We start from the raw sequence: 26,855 nt of genomic DNA, 5'->3' as shown, positions 1-26,855 counted from the left end.
GCCGGCAGTCGCTGCTATGTCTGGGCCTTGTGGACTCATCCCGGGCGATGCAAACCCGTTTGGCGCCGAGGCGATCCGGTGCGGACCTGCCTCGGCGCCTCAGGGCTCAGTGCGGTTTACCAAGCGGATTGGGCTGATTCGGCCCCGGAGTCGACGGCGGTTTGGGCGGGGGTTGCTGCTGCTGGCTCATGATTCCTCCTCTCGCAGGTCAATCGCTGCTACTTCTTCTGTGAGGTCTGTTGGGAACGCAGACGCATGTCGGCGGCTTGCGCTCGCTTACGCTCCTCCTCGCGTTTGATGCGCTGTTTGTCCTGTTCTCTCGCGTATCGAACCTCGGAGTGCGCGGGAGAACCGACCAGGTTGGGCGGAAGATCTGCTGCCATGATTTCTCCTCCTTGTAGAGACGTGACCGAGCGTAAGTTCAGGAAATCGTTGCACCATGGGGCAGCGTTGGAGTGTCCGAATACTCGGCGCTCCAGCCTGTCGCCGCACAGTTCGCGTGCCGTTCACTCCAGTTGCGAACGAGAATTCGTGCGGCTGGTTCGTCAATTCCGTCTCGCGCGCATCGTTCCTTCGATACGTTTCGCAGACCGATGCAGTGGAGGGTCTGGATGGCGATCAGTCGCGGTGAAGATCAGCGCATAGCGACGCTCGAAGGACGAACACGTTGGTGGGGGCGGCTTGAGTCCTTGGTTCAGCAGTCCGAGTTTGGGTCGCTGCCCGTTTGGGCGAAGGCTTCGGGGTTTCCTGTGAGCACTGTCCGGGGATATAAGGAGCCGAATTCGACAGTTCCGCCTCTTCGACTGCTCGTCGCCATCGGCGAAAGCTTTGAGTACTCAGTAATCGAGCAGATCGCGGATCTCACGGAGAAGAGGATCGAGGAACTCGCGCCTCCCAATGAATTCGATGCGCCCCACGTATCTCGGCTACACATTATGGGCAGACTAGAGACTGCATTGCGGGGGAGTAGCCAGCGTGGCCCGTCGGTCAGTGACTTGACCAGGAACGTTTTGGAGTCCTGCGAGCGAGAATCGACTTTCGGGTCATCCGGGCAGAGCCCGTACGGTCGCTGGCGTGCACGCCTGTTCGATATCCCTATGGGATGGGTGTTTCCTCACGTCGGGTACCACGCTGTTGAGTTCCTGCGTTGGTATGGACCCAATCGGGGAGAGAGTGAGGACGCCTACCCCTCTACCGCCTGGTGGGATCAAGCGGCCGAGCCGCGCTATTCCTTGGACAGAATCAGGGGTTCGACGACGCCCCGATGGTTCTTGAAAGAGCGACCGAAGAACTTCCAGGGGTCGGACGCTGAATGGAACAAGCACCGTCACGAGCGGCTCGAGATCGTGGCGCGGAGCGGGACCCAATTCACGCGAGCGCGCCTGTCGACCTATGGCTCGTTCGGCAAGCACTTTTCATCGATGCTTAGGCACAGCACGGAACCGGGCCATCGGCACATCTTCACGCAGCAATCGCCGCTAAACATCGCGGACCCGGTATACACAACTCCATGCGCTGACCCTGTCGTCAGGACGATTATCGTGGCCGGGCATGCGTCCGTCAGACCGATCCCAATCGCGAGCCGTTTAGGGGAAGCCTTGGGCTGGGAGGTCGTGGATTTTCGGACGATGGAGGCGATGCTGACGGGCAGGCGGCCATTCGCCGTAGAACACATCGAAGATCGCGATAGTGCGACTCGCACGTGGGAGCGATTGAAGGTAGTAAGCCGGCGGCGCGACGACGTGCTGGTCGTGCCGACAAATGTGCAGTATCTGCTGCGCAAAATCGGTAGCCAACAGGACTTCAGTCCAGCAGCCGAAGACCTTCTCAACGATCCGTCCGTAGCGATCGTTCTGTTGGATACCGATACCGGATCGGATCAGACATCATCAGACCTCTGGGAACAGAGGACAGAACAAACGTCTCCGGATTTGAACGTAAATGGCGTAGACAGCAGGGAGAACGCAGAAGCCACCTCACAACTCGTTCAGGACGCCGCGGACCGTTTTCCGAAGGCACTCGTCGCGACTGTGCTTCCGACCTACGTGCATTGGGGAGGGGCGTACGTTGCGCCAGAACACGACCTTGGTGGGGGAGACGACGATCTGCACCAATTCCTCTGGCACCCCTCTATCGGCGACGTTGACGTGCGAGTTGCGTACGAACTTGGGCGCACGCTCGTTGAAGGCGCGCCAATTGCCCAAACACCTCGGGTTGCCGTCGACAAGCGCGGAGAAGACTTCCGCTCATTCGTGCCAGGTTCAGTGTTGGACCGTCACTTGCGTCGACTGCGCGCTATCACCGGCGGGTCACACTGGAGACGATCTCTAGAGAGCCGCGATTGGCTCCGCCCCGGCGGGTGGAATGAGGTGTTTAGCCGCCCGCCCGCTGGGCCGGACGAAATGAAACGTCTTCACCAAGCACCATCGCTCGTGACACACGTGAGTTCACGGTCTTCATGGCTAACGGGCGGTCTAGTCCGGCGCTCGTAGAGGGGACTACGACGCCATATGGGTACACCGCAGCAGATTGCAGGTTCTCCATCGACGGGTCCTGTCGTCTAGAACGAACCGAACGGCCGCCGAAGTGCGGTCCTTCATCTTGTAGACGATCATGAGGTCATCTGGATAGCGACCGTTCTCGACGGTCGGGGAGACCAGGAAATACTCACTTCCTGCGCAAATGACCGTGGATCTACCTGCTTTTGCGGGTAACTCGTGGCAAGTCGTGCCACTCGAAACAACCGCGGTTCCGCTGGCAGTCGCAAGCGGTGTCGTTGCAGGACTTGCTTGATGCTTCGAGGCATCGTCGCCAGTCCAGGTCGTCGATTTCGTGCGCGGCTGGTTCGGCTTCCTATTCCAACGGGCGATCAACTGATAGTCGCCTTTGACGGCGTGACCCTTGAACTCATAATCGATGACAAGAGCGTCAACAGATCCGACGCGGACGACGCCCCACTTGTTGAGGTTGAACGAGATGGCCGTTTCATAAAGCGTGGGCTCTACCCCGGCGCGCGGCAGCGCGTCGTTCTCATCGAATGTCTCATGGCCCTTAGTCACGAGCCGGCTCACCATTTCGGTGTCAGCGATATGCAACGCCGTTGGGACCGTGAGTATCAGGCAGAGCGCGAAGAGGAACACAATTTTGGCTCGTTGTGTCCGAGAGCGGCGCTTGATGGTTGCATCGGCCGCCTCTCGCATTTCTTGGACCGCATCAGCCACTGTTCGTATACCCATGGAAGCAACCTCCTGATTCGGTCAACCTGCAGGATGGAGTCGGTCTATTGCATCGAGGGCAATGTCCATCACACGCCGTCCGACGGCGTCGTCCTCGCAATCCCTTAGAAGGTCGATCAACTCGGCCTGAATGGCGCCTGCGGCAATCAGGACATCGGTTGCGTGGCTGACTCGGGCGCTGAAGGTGTTCATTCGCCGACCGTCCGAAGTGTGCTGATCGAGCAGTCGATATCGGCCAAGAACGACTGGTCCGGGATGAAGGGTGGTTGATCACTCAACCGAAGGAGATCCCCATGTTTGCGTGCGGTATCGAGGTCCCATTTCGTTGACAGCAACGTCGGCAAAAGGTCGGGTTGGCGTGCGAGCGCGGCCGACACTTTGCTTCCGCCGGACAGATATACGTGGTCCTTCGTAAAAGCACCAGGTGCACTGAAGTCTTCCACTCCACGCTTCACTCTTACCGCGATCTGTGCCGCGGCCTCAGCACCAACTGAAGGCTCGAGCGCAGCGAACACCACGTCGATTCCCTCTTCTAAGGCGACTGCGACCCCGACTGCCCTCGCTGCATAGACCCGTTCCTGCATTGCGCTAGAAACCCCCAACAGCCGCTCCACGTAGAGGGCCAGGCCTTCCTCGGTTGCCATCGCATCGTTACCGAGCGGGACGGTTGTGAGGACGCCGGAGTGTCGGGCGGCGTTGTTGGTCCGGGTTACGTGACCACCGATTTCGTGGACCATTAGGCGCCGTATCGCGCTTCGGCGGAAGGGGTGGGCGACGTTGACAAAGACTGTCTTTTCGTCCGAATTCACGGCGACGAGCGCAGCGCCAGAGCGTGCCGCCACGGACCACTGCCCGTCAACATCCTTTAGAAGTGCCTCGAAAGCGGTGATAACCTCGCTGCCTTCGATGAGAACCTCGTCCTGCTCGTGAGCGAAGGTCCGCTCCAGCAACGCACGGGCGGCTTCCACGTCCGGCCCGCTTGGCACTCCCCACTGCCGCTTGGACCAATCAGTGAAATGCTCATTTCCGACTCGTCCTCGAAGAACGTCCCTGAGTATCGCGTGGCCCGCAAGCACGCGCCCGATGTGGTACTCCAAAGGCTCGGCCAACGGATGATCCGAATTTTGCACGAGGTCGATCACCTTCTCTACGGCGCCGAGGGACGGAGCGGTGGCCGAATGTTCGTCGTATTCCCATCGCATCCCGTCGGCGGTGCCGTGTCTGAGCAGAGAACATCGAACAGCCTGCAAGTTCGTGGGCATGGGGTACTGAGCCGCCCGGACATCTTGGATGCAGCGCTCAAGGATCTCGCCACCTCGGCGCCACCAAGCGTCGTGCATTGAGTCTCCGAGGCGTCTCGTCAAGGCGTCCTTCAGCGACTTTGCATCGGCGATGGCATGGCGACCCGTTTCGCGGAAGGCTTGGTGCGAATTTGAGTCGGTGAACATACTGCGTTGTTCGTCGCGATTCACAACTTCTCCTAGGTCCTGTTGGTCGTTGGCCGGGATCGGTTGTAGGCCGCGAGCGCCCTACTCGAATCGTCAGAGTGCGCGATGAGCGCGAGAAGGACCTCGGCTCTCTCTCCAAGGAGCCGCAATTCGACTACCGCCGCGCCAACATGAGCGTGGGCTTGCGCTGGGGTGGACAACTCAGCCATGGACGACACTCCTTGTTGACGTGATCGAGAACGGGGTGGGTGCGCGGGCCAACGCACCCACCCCGGACAATTAGCGTCGCCGCAATGCGGCTGCGTGACTGCTCGCAACGTTGTTGATCATCGGGGCCATCGCAGCGACCGTCTCCGCGATCAGGTTTTGCCCGATGGGTGACGCCGTCCGGTATGCCGAATCGGCGTGCGATGCGAAGTTTGCAACCACATCGATCGCGGTCTCCGCGATCAATCCCGCGCCGGCCGTTGTCACTTGGCCAAGCAAGGTGTCGTTGCGGGCTTCCATCATCTCCATCGCGTGCTGGTGCGTCGCTTGCACAACGTCACGCTGGCGAGACAGTTCCAACTCGGCCGATTCGCGGCGGGCCCGGAATGCTGCGGTACCTGGAACGTAGGCGAGGGGTGATTCGCTCACCTCTGAGGTACCGCCGGTGTAAGGCGTTAGCGACTGAGACATTTGATATCTCCTATCGTTGGTTGTTCAGTGAGTTCTGTGCCCAGATGGGCCAGTCAGCGAAGGCAGAGTCGAGGGCTGCCCTCCTGACTGCGTGCTCCATGGAAAGCGCTTCAAACGCGCGTTCCATGCGCTTCGATGAGGCTTGGGCATCGTCAAGTTCGCGATGCCGCAAAGCCGTTCTCGCCTGGTCAGCCTGCGCCGTCGCTTGCCCGGCCTGAGCCCCGGCGATATCCGCGGCGTATGCAGCCATCCGCTCTCTGTGTTGGGCTTGTCGTTCGTCGTCCATGGCGTCCACCTCCTGCTGCTTGATCTTGGGCAGAAGTGAATCACCGTCTTGGCGGGCGGCCGGGCATCGAACACTTGCGAGCGAAATTTCGCTGCTCAGTCGAACGTTTCAGCAGCACTTGACATAGAAATTGCTGAGATTGCAGAGAATCTGGGACTGCCTTGTGGGTGCACTTTAGAAATGCTGAATCCTCGGAATGCGCGAATTCTCGGTCAGGTTCCGAGCATTCGGGGCGCCTGATGTAGGCCTGGTCGCCACAGTCGAGGGTCGCGAGGCGGGCACGAGGATCGCGGTCTGTCGTACTTGGACTATGCCGTGACCTCTCGATAATCTCCTGATTCATACCTGTTGCGGTTCGCTGCTCGCGGCGTTCGCCGCGTGGCTGACCGGCGACGGGGCCCAGTCGCTCATCGCGGTCGAGCGCGCGCTGGACGCCGACGAGACGTACTCCATGGCCGGGCTCATCCTCCAGATGCTCGAAGGGGGTGTCTCACCCGCTCACTGGCTCGCACTCCAAGCCGCGAAGCCCGTGTCGCCCTAGGCTGTCTGCATGGGACAGGACGTGGACGCACGTGAGTTCAGCCGCGAGGACCGCACGCTTTACCGCGCCAAGGTGCGCCGGTGCCTCGATGTCTTCGCCCGAATGCTCAGCGAGCACGACCTGTCGTTCGAGCACACCCATGTCGGAATCGAGATCGAGTTCAACCTCGTCGACGACAAGGGCGACCCGGCGCTCAAGAACGCCGAGGCGCTCGAGGCGATCGCCGACGAGGACTTCCAGACCGAGCTCGGGCTGTTCAACATCGAGATCAACGTGCCGCCGGCGCGCATCGAGGGCACGGGACTCGACGTCCTGCAGGCGACGCTGCGCGACGACCTCAACTTCGCCCAGGCCAAGGCGTCCGAAGTGGGCGCGCACCTCCTGATGATCGGCATCCTGCCGACGCTGCAGGAGGGCCACTTCAGCCGCGACGTCATCTCGGCCAATCCGCGCTATCACCTGTTGTCGGAGCAGATCCTCAACGCCCGGGGTGAGGACATCGAGATCGTGATCGACGGCGTCGACCGCCTCGACACCACGGCCGACACGATCATCCCCGAGGCGGCGTGCACCAGCACGCAGCTGCACCTGCAGGTCGAGCCCGACGAGTTCGCCCCGATGTGGAACGCCGCCCAAGCGATCGCCGCCGTGCAGGTCGCGGTCGGCGCCAACTCGCCGTTCCTGCTGGGCCAGCAGCTGTGGCATGAGACCCGCATCGCCCTGTTCGAACAGGCCACGGACACCCGCAGCGAGGAGCTCAAGGCCCAGGGCGTACGTCCACGGGTGTTCTTCGGCGAGCGCTGGATCACGTCGGTCTTCGACCTGTTCGAGGAGAACGTCCGCTACTTCCCGGCGCTCCTGCCGATCGTCGACGACGAGGACCCGTTGGCCGAGCTCGAGGCCGGTCGGGTGCCCAACCTGCCTGAGCTCCGCCTCCACAACGGCACGATCTATCGCTGGAACCGGCCGATCTACGACGTGGCGGACGGGCGACCCCACCTCAGGATCGAGAACCGCTTGCTGCCGGCCGGTCCCACCGTGGTCGACACGATGGCCAACGCCGCGCTGTTCTACGGACTCGTCAAGGTCCTCGGCACGAGCGACAGGCCGGTCTGGTCGCAGCTGTCGTTCCGTGCCGCGGAGGACAACTTCCACCAAGCCGCCCGGGCGGGCATCGAGACCGAGATCTATTGGCCGGCGGTCGGCACGGTCTCGGCCCGCGAGCTCGTCCTGCGCCAGCTTCTGCCGCTGGCGCACGCCGGGCTCGAGGAGATGAACGTCGACTCCGCCGTGCGCGACCGGCTCCTCGGCATCATCGAGCAGCGCTGCATCACGGGCCGCAACGGTGCCACGTGGCTGATCGACGAGTTCGCCCATCACGCCGGCTCCTCGAGCGACCGGTCGGCCGCGATGCGCGCCACCACGCGGGCCTATGAGGAGCACATGCACGCGGGTGACCCGGTTCACACCTGGCCGACACGCGCCTGAGAGGACCCTGAGATGTCGGGGGTTGGTTGGTCGTGGCACACTGGAGTCAGAGGTTGACCACAGGCCTCATTGTTGCGCCCATCTACCGCTTGTGAGGTTGACGTGCCGGTGAATCCCGCAGCAGGATCGCCGATCCGAGCCGTCAAGAAGCTTCTCGGCGGGGCCAAGCAAGAGGCTGTGGACGACGCCCCCAAGGCCCCGGCCAAGAAGGCACCCAGCACGACAGCACCACGCAAGACGGCAGCCAAGAAGGCCGCCACCGTCAAGACACCGGCCAAGAAGGCCACCACACCGTCCCGTTCCCCGGCCAAGACAGAAGCGACAGTGACCAAGACCGCATCCAGCACCACCGCCAAGAAGACCGCCGCGAAGAAGGCTCCGGCCAAGAAGGCAGCGCCCAAGAAGAGCGCCGAGCCTCAGGACGAGGAGTCGAAGATCCCCGCGGGCATCGACCTGGCCGATGCCCTCGAGGTGCCGCCCGTTGCCGACGGCACCGTGATGGTCGACGCGCAGGGCAAGAAGATCCTGCCGGACATTCCTGACGAGGAGTTCGAGAAGGACCTCGCGACGGATCCGACGCTCAAGGAGGACGAGCAGTCGTCCTTCACGATCTCGGCCGCCGACGAGAGCGACGAGCCGGTCCAGCAGGTCATGGTCGCCGGCGCCACTGCCGACCCGGTCAAGGACTACCTCAAGCAGATCGGCAAGGTCTCGCTGCTGACGGCCGGCCAGGAGGTCGAGCTCGCCAAGCGCATCGAGGCCGGGCTCTTCGCCGAGGAGAAGCTCGCCAAGGGCGGACGCATCTCGGCCAAGATGCTCGAAGAGCTCGAGTGGATCACGATCGACGGCCGCCGCGCCAAGAACCACCTGCTGGAGGCCAACCTGCGCCTCGTCGTCTCGCTGGCCAAGCGCTACACGGGTCGCGGCATGCTGTTCCTCGACCTGATCCAGGAGGGCAACCTCGGCCTGATCCGTGCGGTCGAGAAGTTCGACTACACCAAGGGCTTCAAGTTCTCGACCTACGCGACGTGGTGGATCCGTCAGGCGATCACCCGCGCAATGGCCGACCAGGCCCGCACGATCCGCATCCCGGTCCACATGGTCGAGGTCATCAACAAGCTGGCCCGCGTCCAGCGCCAGATGCTGCAGGACCTCGGTCGCGAGCCCACGCCCGAGGAGCTCGCGATCGAGCTCGACATGACGCCCGAGAAGGTCGTCGAGGTCCAGAAGTACGGTCGTGAGCCGATCAGCCTCCACACGCCTCTCGGCGAGGACGGCGACTCGGAGTTCGGCGACCTGATCGAGGACTCCGAGGCGATCGTCCCGGCCGACGCCGTGTCGTTCACGCTCCTCCAGGAGCAGCTGCACGCCGTGCTCGACACGCTCTCCGAGCGTGAGTCCGGCGTCGTCTCGATGCGGTTCGGACTGACCGACGGCCAGCCCAAGACGCTCGACGAGATCGGCAAGGTCTACGGCGTGACGCGTGAGCGCATCCGCCAGATCGAGTCCAAGACCATGAGCAAGCTGCGGCACCCGTCGCGCTCGCAGGTCCTGCGCGACTACCTCGACTGACCGCATCGTCAAAGGCCCGCATCTCGCCGTTCCGGCCGGGATGCGGGCCTTTGACGTACGTGTCGGGGTAGCCTGTCGTGTGCGCCGAGAGACGCGGCCGCACCGATGTCGTAGGCATCTGTCCACCCGGACCGATTGCGTTAGACTGTCACGACCACGACGAGCCCCTCGGAGAGTAGACCTGTGCAGAAAACCGGCAGATCGACGCGCGTGCTGCGCACATTCGGGCTTGGCGCTCTTGCCTGCAGCCTCCTCCTCGGGTTCGGAACCGTGGCCTCCAACGCGGACGAGGTCCCGGTCGACAACACGACGACGGCCACGCCGACGACGCCCGCTCCGTCCGACACCGCCACCACGGGTGAAGAGGACGGCTCCCTGCCGCAAGGCGAGGTCAAGCCCGCCGCGGCAGGATTCTCCAACCCTTACGGCAGCGCGAAGCCGGTGACGCTGGAGACCAACTTCTCCCGTCCCTACAAGGCGATCTCGAGCTCGGCCAACAGCGACTTCTCACTGCTCAACGACCTCGAGCGGCTGATCCGCGGGTCCTACCGCAAGCCCACCGGCGGCCTGCGCTCCGACCGCGGGTCCCAGGCGGTCTACCTGTCGATCTCCCGCATGGAGAACTCGCACCGGGTCGGGCGTGAGCTGATCCGCGCCGCTCAGAACGGCGTCGAGGTCTACGTCATCCACGGCAAGGCCTCGCAGTCCAAGGAGTCGCGCTACCTGCAGAGCAAGCTCAATGCGCTCCCGCACGGCCACTTCAAGATCTGCTCCAAGGGCAAGAGCCTGGCCTGCCTGTCGAGCCTCAACGGCGCGATCATGCACTCCAAGATCCTGCTGGTCACGAGCACCTACACGCGGGACAACAAGCCGGCCAGTGCCGCCATCTGGTCCGGATCGGCCAACCTCGGTGGCCCCAGCGGTGAGCGCACCTACAACAACGGTCTGACGGTCTACAACGACTACAAGTTGTGGAAAGAGACTCGCCAGATGTGGACCGACATGTGGGCCGAGCGCAACGTCAACAGCAACTACACGGCGTACATCAAGGCTCACAACTCGCGCTACGGCATCACCGAGACCCAGCGCGAGCGCTACGGCTACACCAAGGCCGACCCGGTCTACGGGATGTTCTACTCCAACCTCGCCAACGTCACGATCTACCCGACCCCGATCCGGGCGACGCCGACCAACGGCAAGGACCCGGTGCTGATGCTGCTCAAGCGCGTCATCCCCGACGACCAGTGCCGCATCAGGCTGCAGGAGAACCGGTTCAAGTACCGCCGCATCGCGGTCGCGCAGCGACTGGTCGAGCTCGCGGAGGGCGGCTGCAAGATCTCGGGTGTCTACTTCGAGGACGACCTCAAGGTCAACCGGACGACGCACTGCCAGATCTACATCCGTGTCTGTCGGCCGATCCTCGACGTGTTCAAGACGTCGAGCCGCACGATCGAGGCCGCGTGGGCCAAGCCCCACGACAAGACGATCCTGGTCGAGGCCAAGCTGCGGCCCAACTTCTACAACCCCGAGGAGCGCCTGCCCAACGGCAGCGTGTGGCCCACGGACGGAGCCCGGGCGACGATCGTCCAGGCCGGCTCTGCGGCGCTGACCGGCTCCAACCTCGTGGCCAGTGACGAGATCACGACCGAGACGACCGACCCTGCGGTCTACGACGCGTACCTCGAGCACTGGAAGGCGATCCTCCAGTCCCACGAGTACCGCAACTACCCCTACTGAGCACAACGCGAAGGGCCGGCCAGATGATCTGGCCGGCCCTTCGCGGGTGTCTCGGGTGACGAAGCGGTCAGGCGTCTTCGTCCGCGAACGTCGACGGCGTCGCCGCGAGTCGCTCGCTCTCGTCGTGGATGAGGGCTGACATCTCGCGGAGCTTGTCCTCGTGCTGCCGTGCGTGGTGAGCACAGAACATCAGCTCACCACCGCCGCCGAGCGTCACGCGTACGTATGCCTGAGCGCCGCAGCGGTCGCAGCGGTCGAGGGAGCTCAGCATGGGGGCTGTCAGTGTTGTCACGGTGACCTTCTCTCTGAGCAATCGGCGGTTCTGACCAGATCAACATCCAATCACGGGGCGCTATTCCTCGTGGTCGTTCGTGACCTACGACATACATACTCCCCGAGCGGGACAAATCGACGCAGGCGCGCTGTGGGTCGCGTGTCATGGCGGGGCACGTCACACCGGGTCGATATCCTTGAGGCACAGGACCGATCCCGAGAGGCACCGACAATCGACAGCACGTACGACGCACGCAACCTCCTCGTCCTCGAGGGGTTGGAGGCCGTCCGCAAGCGCCCAGGCATGTACGTCGGTTCCACCGACACACGTGGTCTCATGCACTGCCTGTGGGAGATCATCGACAACTCGGTCGACGAGGCCCTCGGCGGCTTCGGCAGCCACATCCGTGTCGCGCTCAACGACGACGGCTCCGTCGAGGTGCAGGACGACGGCCGCGGCGTGCCGGTCGACATCGAGAAGAAGACCGGCCTGACCGGCGTCGAGGTCGTCTACACCAAGCTGCATGCGGGCGGGAAGTTCGGCGGTGGGTCCTACGTCGCGACCGGTGGCCTGCACGGCGTCGGCGCCTCGGTCGTCAACGCCCTGTCGTCGCGCCTCGATGTCGAGGTCGACAAGAACGGCGCGACGTGGGCCATGTCGTTCCGGCGCGGGGAGCCGGGCGTGTTCGCCGGTGACGGCCCCGACGCGGACTTCACCCCGACCAACGAGCTGCGCAAGATCGGCAAGGTCGCCAAGGCCAAGACCGGCACGCGGGTGCGCTACTGGGCCGACCCGCAGATCTTCATCAAGGGCGCCAAGTTCGCCTACGACGAGCTCGTGACGCGCGCCCGGCAGACCTCATTCCTCGTGCCTGGCCTCGAGATCGTCATCAGCGACCACCGGGGTGACGAGCCGCACGAGGAGAAGTTCCGCCACGACGGCGGCATCGCGGAGTTCTGCGACTTCCTCGCCACCGACGAGCCGGTCACCGAGGTGCTGCGGCTGCAGGGCGAGGACGTCTTCACCGAGACCGTCCCGCTGCTCGACAGCAAGGGCCACATGACGCCGCAGGACATCGAGCGCACGCTCGGCGTCGACGTCGCGGTCCGCTGGGGCACGGCCTACGACACCCAGGTGCAGTCGTTCGTCAACATCATCGCGACCCCCAAGGGCGGCACCCACCTCAACGGCTTCGAGCGCGGAGTCAGCAAGACGTTCAACGACGTGCTCAGGACGACCCGCCTGCTCAAGACGGGTGACCCCGACGTCATCAAGGACGACGTGCTCGAGGGCATGACGGCGGTGGTGACCGTACGCCTCGCGGAGCCGCAGTTCGAGGGCCAGACCAAGGAGGTCCTCGGCACGCCGGCGGTCACCAAGATCGTCAACCAGGTCGTGTCCCGTGAGCTCAAGCGGTTCCTGACGTCCACCAAGACGGCCGAGAAGGCCAAGGCGCGGCTCGTGATGCAGAAGGTCGTCGACGCGTCGCGCACGCGTCTGGCGGCGCGTCAGCAGCGTGACACGCAGCGCCGCAAGAACGCGCTGGAGTCGAGCGCGCTGCCGGCCAAGCTGGCCGACTGCCGCAGCAACGACGTCGAGCGGTCCGAGCTGTTCATCGTCGAGGGCGACTCGGCCCTCGGCACCGCCAAGTCGGCGCGCGACTCGGAGTTCCAGGCCCTGCTGCCGATCCGCGGCAAGATCCTCAACGTCCAGAAGGCGAGCATCGGCGACATGCTCAAGAACGCCGAGTGCTCGTCGATCATCCAGGTCGTCGGTGCGGGCTCGGGACGGACGTTCGACGTCGACGCCGCGCGCTACGGCCGCATCATCTTCATGGCCGACGCCGACTCCGACGGTGCCCACATCCGGTGTCTGCTCGCGACGCTGTTCTTCCGCTACATGCGCGAGCTGGTCGACGCCGGCCGGGTCTTCACGGCTGTGCCGCCGTTGCACCGCATCGAGCTGTCGAGCCCCAAGAAGGGCCAGGAGAAGTACGTCTACACCTATTCCGACGCCGAGCTGCAGCGCAAGCTCGCCGAGCTGCAGCGCAAGAACATCAAGTGGAAGGACCCGGTGCAGCGCTACAAGGGCCTCGGCGAGATGGATGCCTCTCAGCTGGCCGAGACCACGATGGACCCCCGACACCGCACACTGCGCCGTCTCACCGTCGACGATGGTGAGGAAGCCTCGTCGGTCTTCGAGCTGTTGATGGGCAACGAGGTCCCGCCCCGCAAGGAGTTCATCGTGCAGGGCGCCTACGAGATCGACGCCGACCGCATCGACGCCTGACCCTCAGTCGCGCCGCACGAGGAACAGCCGATCGTCGGCGATGACGAGGAGGGCGCCGTCCGGCGCCCCGGTCGTGCCGTAGATCGACTCGTGCATGAAATGTGCGACGGTCGTACCGCTGCGAGCGTCGAGGACCGTGATCGAGTGCTTCGGGTATGTGTGTCCCAAGGCCAGCGTCCGCCACATCCTGCGCGGCGCGGTGAGCACATTGACGGTTCCACCGGTGACAGCCACGGCGGGGTAGAGCTCGCTGCCGCCGTGGTCGGCGTAGCGCCAGAGCACCTTGCCGGTCGACGGTGAGATCCCGGTGAGCCTCCGCTTGTCCTTCTTGACGATGACGTTCTCACCCGCGTACACGTACGTCGACGACGTCCGGTCGCCGGAGCCGTAGGCATAGTCGAACCCGGTCGCGCGGCCAGTCGTGAGGTCGAGGCTGACCATGCGCGAATTGCCGGTGGAGGTCGAGTAGATCGCGTAGAGGCGGCGCGAAAACGCCAGGACGTACAGCGGCTCGCGATCGAACCGGGAGCCGCCGCGGCATGCCGTGCTGCTGGTCCACAGCTCACTGCCGTCTCGTACGGCCCGGTAGGTGCAGGAGTCGCCCTGGTGGCTGAGCTCGACCAACGTGTCGCCGATGATCGCCGCATCCTTGGCCTCGATCGACAGGCCGTGTGGGGACCCAGTGCCATCCAGCGCCGTGAGCCGGCCATCGATGTTCTGCACCGGAACCGAGGGTACGAGGCGCAGCGAGGGTCGGTCGTTCCTGGTCGCGGGTTGCTCGACGTCCTCGGAGTGCTCGTACGGGAACGGTGCATCCGCGTCGACCGACTTGCGCCAGACGGTCGAACCGTCCGCATCGAGCGTGACGAGCGCGCACGTCGCCGTGCCCGTGCAGTCCTTGAAGGTGACGGTTCGGTCGCCGATCGCCTGGGGGCGCACGGCGACAGGGTCCCGCTTGCCCAGCTGTCTGGTCCAGAGCTTCTTCCCGACCGGGGAGTAGAAGGTCATCTGGTCGAGATCGAGGACGGCGAAGTAGCCGCTTCGGCCCAGGTACATCCACGTCCCGAAGACCGGTTCGCCGGAAACCGGTTTGCCGTCGGCCATGCGGTGGATGCTCAGGCCGTCGTTGGGGTCGTACGTGTAGACCCTCCCGCTGGCGATCGCGGTGTCGCCCGTGACGGAGGGCGAGGACCACGCGACGTCGGCGGTCTCGAGCCGGTGCAGGCGCAGATGCGCGTAGCCGACGATCAGGCCACACACCAGGACGATCGAGCCGAGCACCGCCACCAGCCTGCGCCGGCCAGATGTGCGGCGTGGACGGGCAGTGTCATGGTTCCCCCCGGAGCTCATGCATCGAGCCTAGGGCAGAGGAAGGCGCCGATTCGCAGCGGCGTCGAGCACCGGCACCGAACCTCATTCGGGCGAGTTGTCCGCGTCGCCGCCGACGACGTACGGCGTGGTGACGCCTTCGTACATCAGATGCGCGATCAGACCGTCCGCAGCGTGCGTGAGGTTGTGGCAGTGGTCCATCCACACGCCGGGGTTGTCAGCGACGAACGCGATGTCGAAGCGCTCGTCGCTCCTGACGTTGAGCGAGTCGGTCCACCACGGACTCCCGGTCGCCGGCTCTCCGTTGCGGCTCAGGACCAAGGCATGATGACCGTGCAGGTGCATCGGGTGGACATCGCCCGTGTGGTTCTCGATGTGCATCACGACGACATCGCCCTCTGCGACCAGGAACATCGGCACGTCGGGGAACAGGTGGCCGTTGATCGACCACCACATCCCCGGCACACCGTCCACGAATCCGGGTTTGCGGCCGACGGAGTAGGTGAACTCGCGGTCCGGGTCGGCCGCGTCCAGACCGGTCGGGGTCGGCGCGCCGTACGTCAGCAGGTCGACCGGCTGCTTCGGGACAGGCGTCCCGGGCTGCGGCTCTGCCACGGATCCGATCGCCAACGTCGTCGCACCGCCGACGTGCACCCGAGCGGGGGAGACCACCGCGAGGTCGATGCGGCCGCCGGCCGTCACGGTCACGTACCTGCCCGACACCGGAGACGGCTGGTTGACCTCGGTGCCGTCGACGGCGACGACGCGGTAGGACGCATCGCACCACACCTGCATCGGTCCGTTGTCGGTGTTGATGGCCCGCACGCGCACGGTCTCGCCGTCGGTCGCGCTGACCGGCACATTGCCCTCTGCGCCGTTGAGCGTGCGGATGCCGCGGTAGGTGTGGGCGACCGCGGCGACGTCGCGATCCTGCTCGATGCCTGCGGCAGGGAGCACGGTGAGGGGGCCGAACAGGCCGCGGACGACCTGCACGTGCGACACCTGGTGCGAGTGGTACCAGTAGCTCCCGACTCGGTCGACGACGAACCGGTAGGTGTGCTCATCCCCGGGGCGGATGGCATCCTGCGTCACGCCGGCGACGCCGTCCTCCGCGTTGGGGACATCGATTCCGTGCCAGTGCAGGGCGATCCCGTCGGGCACGTTGTCGTTCGTCACGCGCACCTCGACGAGCTGCCCGACCCTCGCCGTGATCGCAGGTCCGGGAGACTGGCCGTTCAGCGTGAACCCGTCGACGGACCGTCCGGACGACAGCGAGATCCTGCCACGCTGCGCGGTCAGCTCGACGACGACGTCGGCCTCCCGCTGCGGATCCTCGACGAGGTCCTTCACGCTCGTCGTGTGGGTGCCGTGGTGACCACCGTGGGGCTTCGGGCCACCGCCGGCATCGACATGTCCCATGTCCATCACGGAGTACGTCGACGGCACCAGGCTGGCGTGCCACATCCACGCAAGTGGAACCAGCACGACCAACGTGGCTGCCGACGCAATGAGGAGCCGGCGACGCCTCAAGGCATCAGGGTGCGGTCGCCGGCGCCGTCACCGGTACGGGCTTGGCATTTCGAGCGGCCATCAGCGCGGCACCGAACAGGACGAACGCGTTGAGCCCGTGAACCAGGCCGAGGTAAGGCCAGTCCTCGGCGGTCAGCCCCGCTGCGACCTGCACCACGATCGACGCCAGGATGATCGCGGCCCACTTGACGCCGCCGTTGACCGCGGCGAAGAACGACACGATCAGCAGGGCGATGCCGAGCAGCGGGATCAGGAACTGGCCGTTCATGACGTGGATGAAGTGGCCGATCGAACCGGTCCAGGCCGGCGGGTCGTCCTCCCACCCGTCGATCACGGACTGGTCGAGGGTGGCACCGTCGCTGATCCACTTGAAGAGTCCTGCGATGGCGAACACCATCACCATCGCCTGGATCACGACCTCGATCGCGATGATGTCTGCGAGAACTCGATAGGTCTTTCTCATGGCGACTCCTGTGGGCTGGCCCCCACCTTCATCATGAACCCGTTGACGCCATTTTTCCGGTTTTGCAGGAGATTCAGGTGACGGGGTTGAGCAGCCCGGTGTCGACGTCGTAGATGAAGCCGCCGACAGCGATGTCGTCGGGGATCAGCGGGTGGCTGCGGACGCGCAGCACGTCGGCGCGGACGGTGTTCTGCTGGTCGTCGATCGCGCCCAGCGTCATCCACGACGCGTCGGTGCCGGCGGCGTCGCCGACCCGGCCCTTGAGCTCGTCCTCGGTCGACGACGCCATGGCGCAACGCGTGTGCTCGACGATGAGCACGCGCCGCACCTGGAGGAGCGTCACGCCCAGCACGAGGGCGACCAGCGCGGCGTCGGTGACGCGCCCGCCGGGGTTGCGCAGGATCTTGGCGTCTCCGGGGGCGAGGCCGATCATGCGGAGCGGATCGATACGGGAGTCCATGCAGGTCACCATGGCGATCCCGGCGTGGGCGATCCCGTCGAAACCCGAGAGACCGAAGTCCTCGGCGTACTCGCGATTGGCCGCCAGCAAGTCGTCGAATTCAGGCATGGGCGACAGGTTATCGGGTGGCTGTTTCGCGGTTGTCACGGAACACCAGCAACGCCAGCACGGCGGCTGTGAGGGCGCACACCGCGGCGCCGATGAAGACCGCGTGAAGCTGGGCGATGCCCGCGTCGCGGACGGCGTCCTTGTAGGCCTGGCACAGCGTCGCCTTGCCGTTGCACAGGTCCGCGGCGGGCGGGATCGTGTCGGACGCGCGATAGAACGCCCGCAGGCCGATCGTGGTGAGCGCTGAGATGCCCAGCAGCATGCCCACCATGCGCGCAACGATCAGCAGGGCGGACGCGACACCGTGCACGGCGTCGGCGGTGTGGGCCAGCAGCACGGCGTTGACCGGCGCGATCGCAAGTCCGAAGCCGAGTCCGCCGAGCACCAGCGACAGCGTCTCGACCGGATGGTCGAGCGAGTGCGCGTCCCATGTCGACATGTGCCAGAACGCGACAGCGCTCATCAGCATCGCGACGCACGTGAGGACGGATGCCGGAACCCTGTGCAACAGCCATCCGCCGATGACCGCGCCGATCGGCAGGGCAACCAGGAAGCGTACGAGCACCAGCGCGGCGTCGAGCTGGGAGTCGCGGTCAACCGTGAGCCGAGCGAAGAACGGGATGTCGACGAGCGCCGCGATGAGGGCCGCGCCCACGAAGAACGAGACGACGAGTGCGCCCCAGGCCGGCGTCGCCGCGAGAGCGCCACGTGGGATCAGGGGGCGAGGGGCGCGGCGTTGGCGCACCGCGAAGCCCGCGAACGCCACCACGGCCAACGGGATCAGCCACGGGGCGTGGTCGGAGATCGCCCCACTTTCGGGCTCGGCCGACGCGAACGTCAGGATGATCGCCCCGAGCACGGTCGTCAGCAGCAGGGCTCCGGAGATGTCGGTCTCGCGGGCCAGTGCCGGCCACTGGCGCCAGCCGACGAGGGGTCGGCGCGCGGTCGCCTGGCGCAGCAGGAACAGTCCGAGCAGCCCGTACGTCGTCAGGGCCAGCGGCGTGAGCCAGCGGGAGTCGCCGGTGACCGGCAGGAACGCCAGGCCGCTCGTCACGCCCTGGGTCAGCCGGTCTGGCTCGAGCATGACGACCGTGACCCCGACGAGCGTGAGCACGGCCAGGCCGGTGCCGATGAGGTCGAAGCGTCGTTTGGCCGGTGAAGCGGTCGCGGCGCCCTCGCGTACGTCCGACACGTGCAGGGACGGAAGCATCGCGGCGGCCAGCACGAGCCCGATGGCGCAGTTGAGCCAGAAGATCAGCCGCCAGTCGCCGAAGGCGAGCACCACCGCGCCGTAGAGCGGCCCCAGCACGCTGCCGAGCTCCTGAACGGCACCGACGACGCCCAGCGGCAGGCCGCGGCGCTGAGGCGGCCAGAGGTCCGCGACGAGCGCGAGGGTCGGCGGGATGAGGCCGCCACCGCCGATGCCCTGGATGAGCCGGCCGAGCACGATGCTCTCGAGGTTGTAGGCCGCCGCGGTGACCAGGGAGCCGACCGCGAACACGACGAGCGACCCGAGCAGCACCGGCACGCGGCCCCGGAGGTCGGAGATGCGCCCGATGAGCGGCAGCACGCCGACGTAACCCAGCAGGAACCCCGACACGATGGGAGCGGCGCGCTGCAGGTCGTCGAGGTCGAGCCCGGTCGACGTCATCATGTCGGGCAGCGCGAGCACCACGACGTACGTGTCGGCGGCGGCGAACGAGATCGCGACAGCCGCCAGTCCGAGGAGAACCTTCGAGGCGGGGCTGATCGCCTCCCGCGAGGTCATCGACCGGCGGGGGTCGGCGGCTCGATGGTGATGGCGGTGTCGGAGGTGGTCAGCCTCACGGTGTAGGTCACGTCACCGCCGTTGGGGTAGAACGGCCCCTTGAGGCTGGCGTCGCGCAGGACGTTGTCGTCGTCGAGGCGGTAGGTCACGGCGAACGACTTGTCCTGTGCCGCCGATGGGATGATGTCGCGGACGAGGCTGCCCGGGAGTGTGCCGGTGATCGTCGTGAGGACGTCCTTGCCGTCGCGTGACTTGTCGCCCTCGGAGAGCTTCTGGGTCTTGGCCAGGATCTGCGAGATGCCGGTGTCAGGCGCGAGCAGCCCGGCTGGATCCGGTGCCTTGAGCGATGCCGGGTTGATCGTCAGGAACGTCGGCGAGAAGCCGGTCTTGGCCCAGACCTTGCCGTCAGCCGCGATGACGTCGGCGTCGAGGCTCGCACCGCCCGTGACGACCTTGACCTTGCCCTTGAACGCGGGGGAGTGGTTGCCCTGGCCCTTGGCCGACAGCAGGCCGGTGACGCCGGACGGCAGCTTGGTGGTGGCCAGCGAGATGGTGACCGTCTCGGCGTCGTCGAGTGCGGTCTTGGCCTCGGTGAGGCGCGCCTGCAGCTTGGCCGGATCGCCCTTGGTGCCGCCGTCGTCGCCGGAGGACCCGGTGCAGCCGGAGACGACGAGGGCGGAGGCAGCGAGCGTCAGGATCAGGTGTCTTGTGCGCACGGCTCAGTCTTGCACGGTGCGGCGCTCAGATCGCGAGCGAACCGGCCGGACCCGAGACGGCCAGGATCGGCTGTGCGGCGGGCACGCCGGAGCCGTCGCGACGATCCGTGCGCTCGGGCAGATCGACGGGCGACCCGCTCGTGGCGCACGCCATGGGCGCGCCGTCGCCGACCCAGGCCAGCAGCAGCCCGTCCTCGCCCTTGAGCAGGCGTTGGCACCGGACACCGCCGGTGGCCCGACCCTTGGCCGGATAGATCGCCATGGGGCTGACCTTGACCGCGCCGTTCTGGGTGCCGGGCAGGGCGTCGCCGGACCCGGCGATCGTCACGACGCTGGCGGACTCGATGTCGCGCACCGCGCCGAACGAGACAACTCGGGCGCCCGGGGTCAGCTTGATGCCGGCGACGCCGCCGCCGGCGCGACCCTGAGGGCGTACGAGCGACGCCGAGAAGTGCAGCAGCTGGGCGTCCGACGTGACGAACGCGAGCTGCTCGTCGCCGGTCGCCAGCTCGACCGCGCCGACCACGACATCGCCCTCGTCGAGGGAGATGATGTCCCACGAGTCACGCGACAGCTGTTCGGGCTTGACCCGCTTGACGACGCCCGAGCGGGTGCCCAGCGCGAGGCCCGGCCCGGAGTCACCCAGGCCGGTGAGCGCGAGAACCGTGCCCTCGAGACCCGGGATCTCGCGCAGCGGCATGCCGCCCTGGAGGTTGGGCGACTGGGCCGTCGGTGGCAACGCCGGCAGCTCGAGCACCGAGATGCGCTGGATGCGGCCGTCGGCCATCACCACGCCGATCTCGCCGCGGGCTGTCGTGCGTACGGCCGAGACGATCGTGTCGTGCTTGACCCGGCGATCGACGTCGCCGAGCGGCGAGTCGTCGGACGTACGGGCCAGCAGTTCGGTCGCGGACAGCAGCGCCCAGCACGGGTCGTCGGCGACCTCGAGCGGCGACGCGGCCGTGGCGGTCTGTCCTGACGACTCCAGGAGGACGGTGCGCCGCGGCGTGCCGAACTTCTGGGCGATGTCGTTGAGCTCGTCGCCGACGACCCGGCGGAGCACCTGCTCGTCGGCGAGGATCGCGTCGAGGTCGTCGATGAGCTTGCGGAGCTCGGCGATCTCACGCTCGACCTCGATGCGGTCGTACTTGGTGAGCCGGCCCAGCGTCAGGTCGAGGATGTAGGTCGCCTGGATGTCGGACAGGTCGAACACCGTCATGAGGCGCTCCTTGGCCTCGCTGCGGTTCTCGCTCGCGCGGACCAGCTGGATGACCTCGTCGATGTCGACCAGGGCGAGCATCAGGCCGTCGAGCAGGTGGAGCCGGTCGGCGGCCTTGCCCCGGCGGAACTGCGTGCGGCGCCGGACGACGTCGATGCGGTGCCCGAGGTAGACCTCGAGCATGTCCTTGAGCCCCAGCGTGCGGGGCTGGCCGTCGACGAGCGCCACGGCGTTGATGCCGAACGAGCTCTCCATCGGGGTGCTCTTGTAGAGCTGCTCGAGGATCGTCTCGGGGATGAAGCCGTTCTTGATCTCGATGACGAGGTTGAGACCCTTGTGGCGGTCGCTGAGGTTCTTGATGTCCGAGATGCCTTGGAGCTTCTTGGCCTGGACGAGCTTCTTGATCGCCTCGATGACCTTCTCCGGACCCACGTTGTAGGGCAGCTCGGTGACGACGATGCCCTTGCGGCGGGCAGTGACGCTCTCGACACGGGCCGAGGCACGCATGCGGAACGAGCCGTTGCCGGTCGCGTACGCATCACGGATGCCCTCGAGGCCGACGATCTTGCCGCCGGTGGGCAGGTCGGGGCCGGGGATGAACCGCATGAGGTCGTCGAGGTCGGCCGACGGGTGCTTGATGAGGTGGCGCAGCGCCTGGACCACCTCGATCAGGTTGTGCGGCGCGATGTTGGTGGCCATGCCGACGGCGATGCCGCTGGCGCCGTTGACGAGCAGGTTGGGCAGAGCGGCCGGCAGGACGACCGGCTCGGTCTCGCGGCCGTCGTAGTTGGGCTTGAAGTCGACCGTGTCCTCGTTGATCGAGGCCGTCATGGCCTCGGCGGCCTGGTCCATGCGGACCTCGGTGTAGCGCATCGCCGCAGGCGGATCGTCCTGCGAGCCGAAGTTGCCGTGACCGTCGAGCAGCGGCAGCCGCAACGACCAGGGCTGCACGAGTCGTACGAGCGCGTCGTAGATCGCGCTGTCGCCGTGCGGGTGCAACCGGCCCATGACCTCACCGACGGGTCGCGCACTCTTGGCGTGCCCGCGGTCGCTCCGCAGGCCCATGTCGTCCATCGTGTAGAGGATGCGCCGCTGGACGGGCTTGAGACCGTCACGCGCGTCGGGCAGGGCGCGCGCGTAGATCACCGAGTAGGCGTACTCGAGGAAGCTCGATCGCATCTCGTCGCTCACGTCGGTGTCGACGATGTGCTCCTCGAAGTCCTCCTCGGGAGCTTGCTTGCTGCTGCGGGCCATTCAATCTCCTGTGTTGCGCTGCTCAGTTGTCCATTTTCGCCGCTCTCACCTGCGGACTTCTCGCGCCACGCCGTGGGCCACCCGATAGGTTGGGGGGGTGACCAGTGAGGTGCAGCCCGTCGAGCACTGGGAAGCCGATGTCCTGCTCAAGGACGGCCGGGTGGCGCAGCTCAGGCCGATCCTGGAGGCTGACGCCGAGCGGCTCGTGGAGTTCTATTCGCGAGTCTCCGAGCAGTCCAAGTACTTCCGCTTCTTTGCGCCCTATCCGACGCTTTCCGACAAGGATGTCACGCGGTTCACGACCGTCGACAACGACCGCAGGGTCGCGTTTGTCGTGACCTTGCACGCCACGATCATCGGGGTGGGCCGCTACGACGCGATCACCGACGACGAGGCGGAGGTCGCCTTCCTCGTCGAGGATGCGCACCAGGGCCGCGGTGTGGGACAGCTGCTGCTGGAGCACCTCGCGCAGGCCGGCCGCGAGCGGGGCATCCGTACATTCGTCGCCGACGTCCTGCCGTCCAACTCCCGGATGCAGCAGATCTTCCGCGAGATGGGCTACCAGGTCGACGGCATGGTCGACGGCGGTGTCACCCGCCTCACGCTGCGGATCGAGCCCACGGACCTGGCCGTCGGGGTCATGCGGGCGCGCGAGCAGCGCGCCGAGGCCGCTTCGATCGAGCGGATCTTCCGCGCCCGCAGCATCGCGGTCATCGGCGCCAGTCGCCGGCAGAACTCGATCGGCCAGGCGATGGTGCGCAACCTCGTCCTGGGCGACTTCAGCGGCAGCGTCTACGCGGTCAACTCCCAGGCCGAGGCGGTGTCGGGTCTCCCGGCCTACAAGACCGTCCAGGACATCCCGGGCGAGGTCGACATCGCGATCGTCGCGGTGCCGGCCGAGTCGGTCAACGACGTCGTGCTCGACTGCGCTGCCAAGGGTGTGCATGGGCTCGTCGTGATCTCCGCAGGGTTCGCGGAGGAGGGCCCGGAGGGGCGCCAGCGCCAGCGCACGCTGCTGGGCCTCAGCCGGTCGTACGGGCTGCGGCTCATCGGCCCGAACTGCCTCGGCTTCATCAACACCGCCCCTGACCTGCAGCTCAACGCCTCGCTGTCGCCGTCGATGCCGCCGCAGGGCCGCGTCGGGTTCTTCTGCCAGTCCGGTGCGCTCGGCACCGCGATCCTCGAGTCGGTGTCCCGACGTGGCCTCGGCCTGTCGACGTTCGTGTCGGCCGGCAACCGCGCCGACGTGTCGGGCAACGACCTGCTGCAGTACTGGCAGGAGGACGACTCGACCGAGGTCGTCCTGCTCTACCTGGAGTCGATCGGCAACCCGCGCAAGTTCTCCCGCATCGCCCGCCGCGTCTCTCGCACCAAGCCCATCGTGGCGGTCAAGTCCGGGCGCTCGACCCAGGGCGTACCTGTCGGCCACACCGTCAAGCGCACGTCGGCGCCGCAGTCGGCCGTCGATGCGATGTTCCGCCAGGCCGGCGTCATCCAGGTCGACACGCTGGACGAGATGTTCGACGTCGCCCAGCTGCTGGCGCACCAGCCGCTGCCGCGCGGCAACCGCATCTCGATCGTCGGCAACTCCGACGCCGTAGCGCTGATCGTGGCCGACGCGGCCTCGGCCGCCGGTCTGCAGGTCGCCGAGCCGATCTCGCTGGGCGCCGACGCCAACGCCGACGACTTCGAGGCGGCGATCGAGCACGCCATCGCGAGCCCCGACATCGATGCACTGGTCGCGGTCTACGTGCCGCCGCTCAACACCAGCGGCGAAGAAGTCGCCAACGTCCTTGCCGCCGTCGGTGAGCAGTCCGACAAACCGATCGTGTCGACGTTCCTCGGCAGCGAGGGCGTGCCCGTGCTGCTGCGCGTGCCCGACCTCCTCGGCGGCTCGGCGGGTCGCGGGTCCGTGCCTTCGTACGCTGCGCCGGAGTCGGCGGTCCGCGCCCTCGCGCGCGTCGTCAACTACGCCGAGTGGGCCGCCAAGGACCACGGCGAGTTCCACATCGCGCTCGACCACCGCACGGGTGACGCCCGTACGCTCGTCCGTCAGGTGCTGGACGCTGCGCCGCGCGGAGCGATCCTGTCCACGGACCAGGTGCACGCGCTGCTCGCCTGCTACGGCATCGACCTGTGGACCTGGATCAACGTGCACTCGCGCGAGGAGGCGATCGCGGCGGGGGAGTCGCTCGGCTGGGACGTCGTCCTCAAGGCCGGCAGCGAGCATCTCCGCACCCGGCCCGACCTCGCACACGTGTGGCGCAACATCCACGGACCCGACGAGATGGGCGAGGCGTGGGACGACCTCACGACGTGGAAGGGCATGCGCAAGGACACCAAGTTCTTCGTGCAGCGCGCAGCCGCCGACGGCATCCAGGTCTCGTTCAGCGTCACCGAGGACCCGTTGTTCGGTCCTTTGGTGTCGTTCGGCCTCGCCGGCGCACCCAGCGAGCTGCTGGGCGACCGGTCCTACGGCATCCCGCCGCTGACCGACCTCGACGCCGAAGCGATGATCCGCGACCTGCGCTCCGCGCCGCTGCTCTACGGCTACCGCGGCTCCGACGCCGTCGATGTCGACGCGCTGCAGGACATCATCGTCAGGCTCGCGGCGATGAAGGACGACCTGCCGGAGATCGCCGAGCTCGACCTCGAGCCCGTGCTGGTGCACGGCAAGGGCTACACCGCCCTGAGCGCGCGCGCCAAGGTCGTACCGTCCGCGGATCGCCGTGGTGAGTGGTACGTCCGGCGCCTGAGTCAACCTGCCTCGATGGGAGATACGCTGGCGTGATGGCCACTGACGACACGAAGTCCCTGTTCGACGAGGTCTCCACGAGCGGCTACTACCCCGAGATCGTCGCTGACGGCCTGCGCGACGCGCTCGCCGACGAGCCGGTCGCGGCCTACGTCCTGCACCACGAGCCGACGTTCGACCACGACGAGATCCGCCGTCACATGACGGTGCTGGCACTGACCCCGAGTCGCCTCGTGCTGGTGCACACCGACGAGCACCCCGGCGATGACCTGCTGCCCAAGCCCTACACGTCCACGACCTCCGAGGCCGTCGCACTCGGCCAGGTTCGTTCCGTCGTCGTGACCCGCATGGTGACGTCGAAGTCCAAGGAGCTCGAGGAGGCCGTGCTGACCGTCGGCTGGGGTGCCGTGTCGCGCGTCGAGCTCGAGCCGGCGCGCTGTGCAGACCCCGAGTGCGAGGCCGATCACGGCTACACCGGCAGCCTCACGGGTGACGACTTCTCGTTGCGCCTCGCCGCTGCCGCCGACGGCGGTTCGGCGGTGCAGCGGCTGCTCGGCTTCGCCCGTACGCTGTCGGCCGCGACCGCCGGCCGCGGCGCATGACGCTGGCGGGACTCGGCGGTCGAGCGACGATCGACCAGATCCTGCCCTCGGTGGGTGCCGCAATGGGCGCCCCGGGCTTCACCAACTCGCTGATGCTGCCCGAGGCGGCGCGCTACGTCGTGTTCCTCGTCGACGGGCTCGGCCTCGAGCTGCTGCGCGAGCATGCCGACGCGGCGCCGTTCCTCAGCTCGCTCACCAATGTCGACGACGTCGTCTGCGGCGTGCCATCGACCACCGCCACGAGCCTCACGTCGCTCGGCACGGGGCTGCCGGCCGGCCAGCACGGGATGGTCGGCTACACGTCGCGCGTGCCCGGCAGCGGTCAGCGGCTCAACTCGCTCAAGTGGGACCAGCCGGTCGACCCGCTGATCTGGCAGCCGCACCGCACCGTGCTGGAGCAGATGCAGGACGCCGGCATCGCCGCGTCGTCGGTCAACGACGCGACGTTCGCCGACTCCGGCCTGACGCTCTGCAGCCAACGTGGCGTGCCGTTCCACGGCATCAGCTCGATCTGGGAACGTCTCGACGTCGTCCTGGAGGTCATCGAGTCGTCGCCACGCGCCATGACGTACGCCTATGAGTCGCGGCTCGACCACACCGGGCACGGCAAGGGCTGCGCGTCGGAGGAGTGGCGCACGATGCTCACCACGATCGACACGGAGCTGGCCGACCTGCGTGAAGAGCTGCCACGTGACACGGTGCTGCTGGTCACGGCAGACCACGGCATGATCGACCTGCCCAAGGCCAACCGCTTCGATGTCGACTCGTCGCCGACGTTGCTCGACGACGTCACGCTGCTCGCCGGCGAGGCCCGGTTCCGCCACGTCTACACGCGTTCAGGTGCTGCGCTCGACGTCGCCGCACGCTGGCAGGCCGAGCTGGGTGACCGTGCCCTCGTACGTACGCAGGACGGCATCGAGGACTGGTTCGGGCCCATCACGGCCGACGTACGCGGCCGGATCGGCGACGTCGTCGTCGCGGCGCTCGGCGACTTCGCGGTGTTCTCGTCCCGCGAGTTCGGCATCGAGTTCAAGATGACCGGCTTCCACGGCTCGGTCAGCGAGGCCGAACTGCGCATCCCGGTCCTCGTCGCACCATGACC

The 26,855-nt window shown here is 66.5% G+C and carries 22 protein-coding genes; 9 read left to right on the top strand and 13 right to left on the bottom strand.

Annotated elements, in window-relative coordinates:
* Positions 1-2,498: 2,498 nt before the first annotated feature.
* The 4 genes from ESP70_RS02455 to ESP70_RS02445 form a co-directional block, all read right to left on the bottom strand.
* Complete coding sequence (locus ESP70_RS02455) at positions 2,499-3,236, bottom strand: hypothetical protein (protein ID WP_149687778.1); 738 nt, start codon at positions 3,234-3,236, stop codon at positions 2,499-2,501.
* Between the two features lie 21 nt (positions 3,237-3,257).
* Entirely contained in the window at positions 3,258-3,428 is a 171-nt protein-coding gene (locus ESP70_RS19950; RefSeq protein WP_188110446.1) for a hypothetical protein, read from the bottom strand.
* A complete protein-coding gene (locus tag ESP70_RS02450) occupies positions 3,425-4,708 on the bottom strand; it encodes a tyrosine/phenylalanine carboxypeptidase domain-containing protein (RefSeq protein ID WP_149687777.1) in 1,284 nt (427 codons plus the stop codon). The genes ESP70_RS19950 and ESP70_RS02450 overlap by 4 nt, the downstream gene beginning before the upstream one ends.
* Before the next feature lie 255 nt (positions 4,709-4,963).
* Positions 4,964-5,362, bottom strand: coding sequence for a hypothetical protein (locus ESP70_RS02445; protein WP_149687776.1), 399 nt, complete (start codon positions 5,360-5,362; stop codon positions 4,964-4,966).
* Positions 5,363-5,504: 142 nt separating this feature from the next.
* Between ESP70_RS02445 and ESP70_RS19945 the strand changes: the two genes are divergently transcribed.
* Positions 5,505-5,687: a hypothetical protein gene (locus tag ESP70_RS19945; RefSeq protein WP_188110445.1), complete on the top strand. Its 183-nt coding sequence runs from the start codon at positions 5,505-5,507 to the stop codon at positions 5,685-5,687.
* 300 nt (positions 5,688-5,987) lie between these two features.
* Here the strand turns inward: ESP70_RS19945 and ESP70_RS20530 are convergent, their stop codons facing one another.
* Positions 5,988-6,113 (bottom strand): hypothetical protein, encoded by a 126-nt coding sequence (locus ESP70_RS20530; protein ID WP_281287293.1) that lies wholly within the window; start codon positions 6,111-6,113, stop codon positions 5,988-5,990.
* Here ESP70_RS20530 and ESP70_RS20645 point away from each other — a divergent pair.
* From ESP70_RS20645 to ESP70_RS02425, 4 genes are all read left to right on the top strand, one after another.
* Positions 6,058-6,189 (top strand): hypothetical protein, encoded by a 132-nt coding sequence (locus ESP70_RS20645; RefSeq protein WP_425458384.1) that lies wholly within the window; start codon positions 6,058-6,060, stop codon positions 6,187-6,189. The two genes, ESP70_RS20530 and ESP70_RS20645, sit on opposite strands and share 56 nt — an antisense overlap.
* Positions 6,190-6,198: 9 nt before the next feature.
* Positions 6,199-7,677: a glutamate-cysteine ligase family protein gene (locus tag ESP70_RS02435; RefSeq protein WP_149687775.1), complete on the top strand. Its 1,479-nt coding sequence runs from the start codon at positions 6,199-6,201 to the stop codon at positions 7,675-7,677.
* Between the two features lie 108 nt (positions 7,678-7,785).
* The gene (locus ESP70_RS02430) at positions 7,786-9,249 is read left to right on the top strand and encodes an RNA polymerase sigma factor (RefSeq protein ID WP_188110444.1); all 1,464 of its coding nucleotides are present in this window, start codon (positions 7,786-7,788) and stop codon (positions 9,247-9,249) included.
* A 270-nt stretch (positions 9,250-9,519) separates the two neighbouring features.
* Positions 9,520-10,986, top strand: coding sequence for a phospholipase D-like domain-containing protein (locus tag ESP70_RS02425; protein ID WP_149687773.1), 1,467 nt, complete (start codon positions 9,520-9,522; stop codon positions 10,984-10,986).
* A gap of 67 nt (positions 10,987-11,053) precedes the next feature.
* On the opposite strand, the gene ESP70_RS02420 is transcribed toward ESP70_RS02425, so the two are convergent.
* Entirely contained in the window at positions 11,054-11,257 is a 204-nt protein-coding gene (locus ESP70_RS02420) for a DUF7455 domain-containing protein (RefSeq protein ID WP_056213457.1), read from the bottom strand.
* A 195-nt stretch (positions 11,258-11,452) separates the two neighbouring features.
* Between ESP70_RS02420 and ESP70_RS02415 the strand changes: the two genes are divergently transcribed.
* Complete coding sequence (locus tag ESP70_RS02415; RefSeq protein WP_188110529.1) at positions 11,453-13,549, top strand: DNA gyrase/topoisomerase IV subunit B; 2,097 nt, start codon at positions 11,453-11,455, stop codon at positions 13,547-13,549.
* A 3-nt stretch (positions 13,550-13,552) separates the two neighbouring features.
* On the opposite strand, the gene ESP70_RS02410 is transcribed toward ESP70_RS02415, so the two are convergent.
* The 7 genes from ESP70_RS02410 to ESP70_RS02380 all read right to left on the bottom strand — a co-directional run bounded on the left by ESP70_RS02410 (position 13,553) and on the right by ESP70_RS02380 (position 22,396).
* On the bottom strand, positions 13,553-14,899 hold the full coding sequence (locus ESP70_RS02410; RefSeq protein WP_149687771.1) for an outer membrane protein assembly factor BamB family protein: 1,347 nt from the start codon (positions 14,897-14,899) through the stop codon (positions 13,553-13,555).
* Between the two features lie 63 nt (positions 14,900-14,962).
* On the bottom strand, positions 14,963-16,342 hold the full coding sequence (locus ESP70_RS02405) for a multicopper oxidase family protein (RefSeq protein WP_149687770.1): 1,380 nt from the start codon (positions 16,340-16,342) through the stop codon (positions 14,963-14,965).
* A 70-nt stretch (positions 16,343-16,412) separates the two neighbouring features.
* Complete coding sequence (locus ESP70_RS02400; RefSeq protein ID WP_149687769.1) at positions 16,413-16,871, bottom strand: hypothetical protein; 459 nt, start codon at positions 16,869-16,871, stop codon at positions 16,413-16,415.
* A 73-nt stretch (positions 16,872-16,944) separates the two neighbouring features.
* On the bottom strand, positions 16,945-17,439 hold the full coding sequence (locus ESP70_RS02395) for a beta-class carbonic anhydrase (protein ID WP_149687768.1): 495 nt from the start codon (positions 17,437-17,439) through the stop codon (positions 16,945-16,947).
* A 10-nt stretch (positions 17,440-17,449) separates the two neighbouring features.
* Positions 17,450-19,207, bottom strand: a complete 1,758-nt coding sequence (locus ESP70_RS02390) for an MFS transporter (RefSeq protein WP_188110442.1) — start codon at positions 19,205-19,207, stop codon at positions 17,450-17,452.
* Entirely contained in the window at positions 19,204-19,923 is a 720-nt protein-coding gene (locus ESP70_RS02385) for an LppX_LprAFG lipoprotein (protein ID WP_149687767.1), read from the bottom strand. The genes ESP70_RS02390 and ESP70_RS02385 overlap by 4 nt, the downstream gene beginning before the upstream one ends.
* Before the next feature lie 25 nt (positions 19,924-19,948).
* Positions 19,949-22,396 (bottom strand): DNA gyrase/topoisomerase IV subunit A, encoded by a 2,448-nt coding sequence (locus ESP70_RS02380; RefSeq protein WP_149687766.1) that lies wholly within the window; start codon positions 22,394-22,396, stop codon positions 19,949-19,951.
* A 97-nt stretch (positions 22,397-22,493) separates the two neighbouring features.
* Here ESP70_RS02380 and ESP70_RS02375 point away from each other — a divergent pair, with 97 nt between their 5' ends.
* The 3 genes from ESP70_RS02375 to ESP70_RS02365 are packed head-to-tail and all read left to right on the top strand — an operon-like array spanning position 22,494 to position 26,853.
* Positions 22,494-25,187: a bifunctional acetate--CoA ligase family protein/GNAT family N-acetyltransferase gene (locus ESP70_RS02375; RefSeq protein ID WP_149687765.1), complete on the top strand. Its 2,694-nt coding sequence runs from the start codon at positions 22,494-22,496 to the stop codon at positions 25,185-25,187.
* On the top strand, positions 25,187-25,753 hold the full coding sequence (locus ESP70_RS02370; protein ID WP_056213469.1) for a DUF5998 family protein: 567 nt from the start codon (positions 25,187-25,189) through the stop codon (positions 25,751-25,753). The genes ESP70_RS02375 and ESP70_RS02370 overlap by 1 nt, the downstream gene beginning before the upstream one ends.
* Complete coding sequence (locus ESP70_RS02365; protein ID WP_149687764.1) at positions 25,750-26,853, top strand: alkaline phosphatase family protein; 1,104 nt, start codon at positions 25,750-25,752, stop codon at positions 26,851-26,853. The genes ESP70_RS02370 and ESP70_RS02365 overlap by 4 nt, the downstream gene beginning before the upstream one ends.
* Positions 26,854-26,855 lie beyond the last annotated feature (2 nt).

Source organism: Aeromicrobium ginsengisoli (assembly GCF_004134905.2).
Lineage (GTDB): Bacteria > Actinomycetota > Actinomycetes > Propionibacteriales > Nocardioidaceae > Aeromicrobium > Aeromicrobium ginsengisoli.
This window is presented reverse-complemented; position numbering and strand designations above follow the sequence as displayed.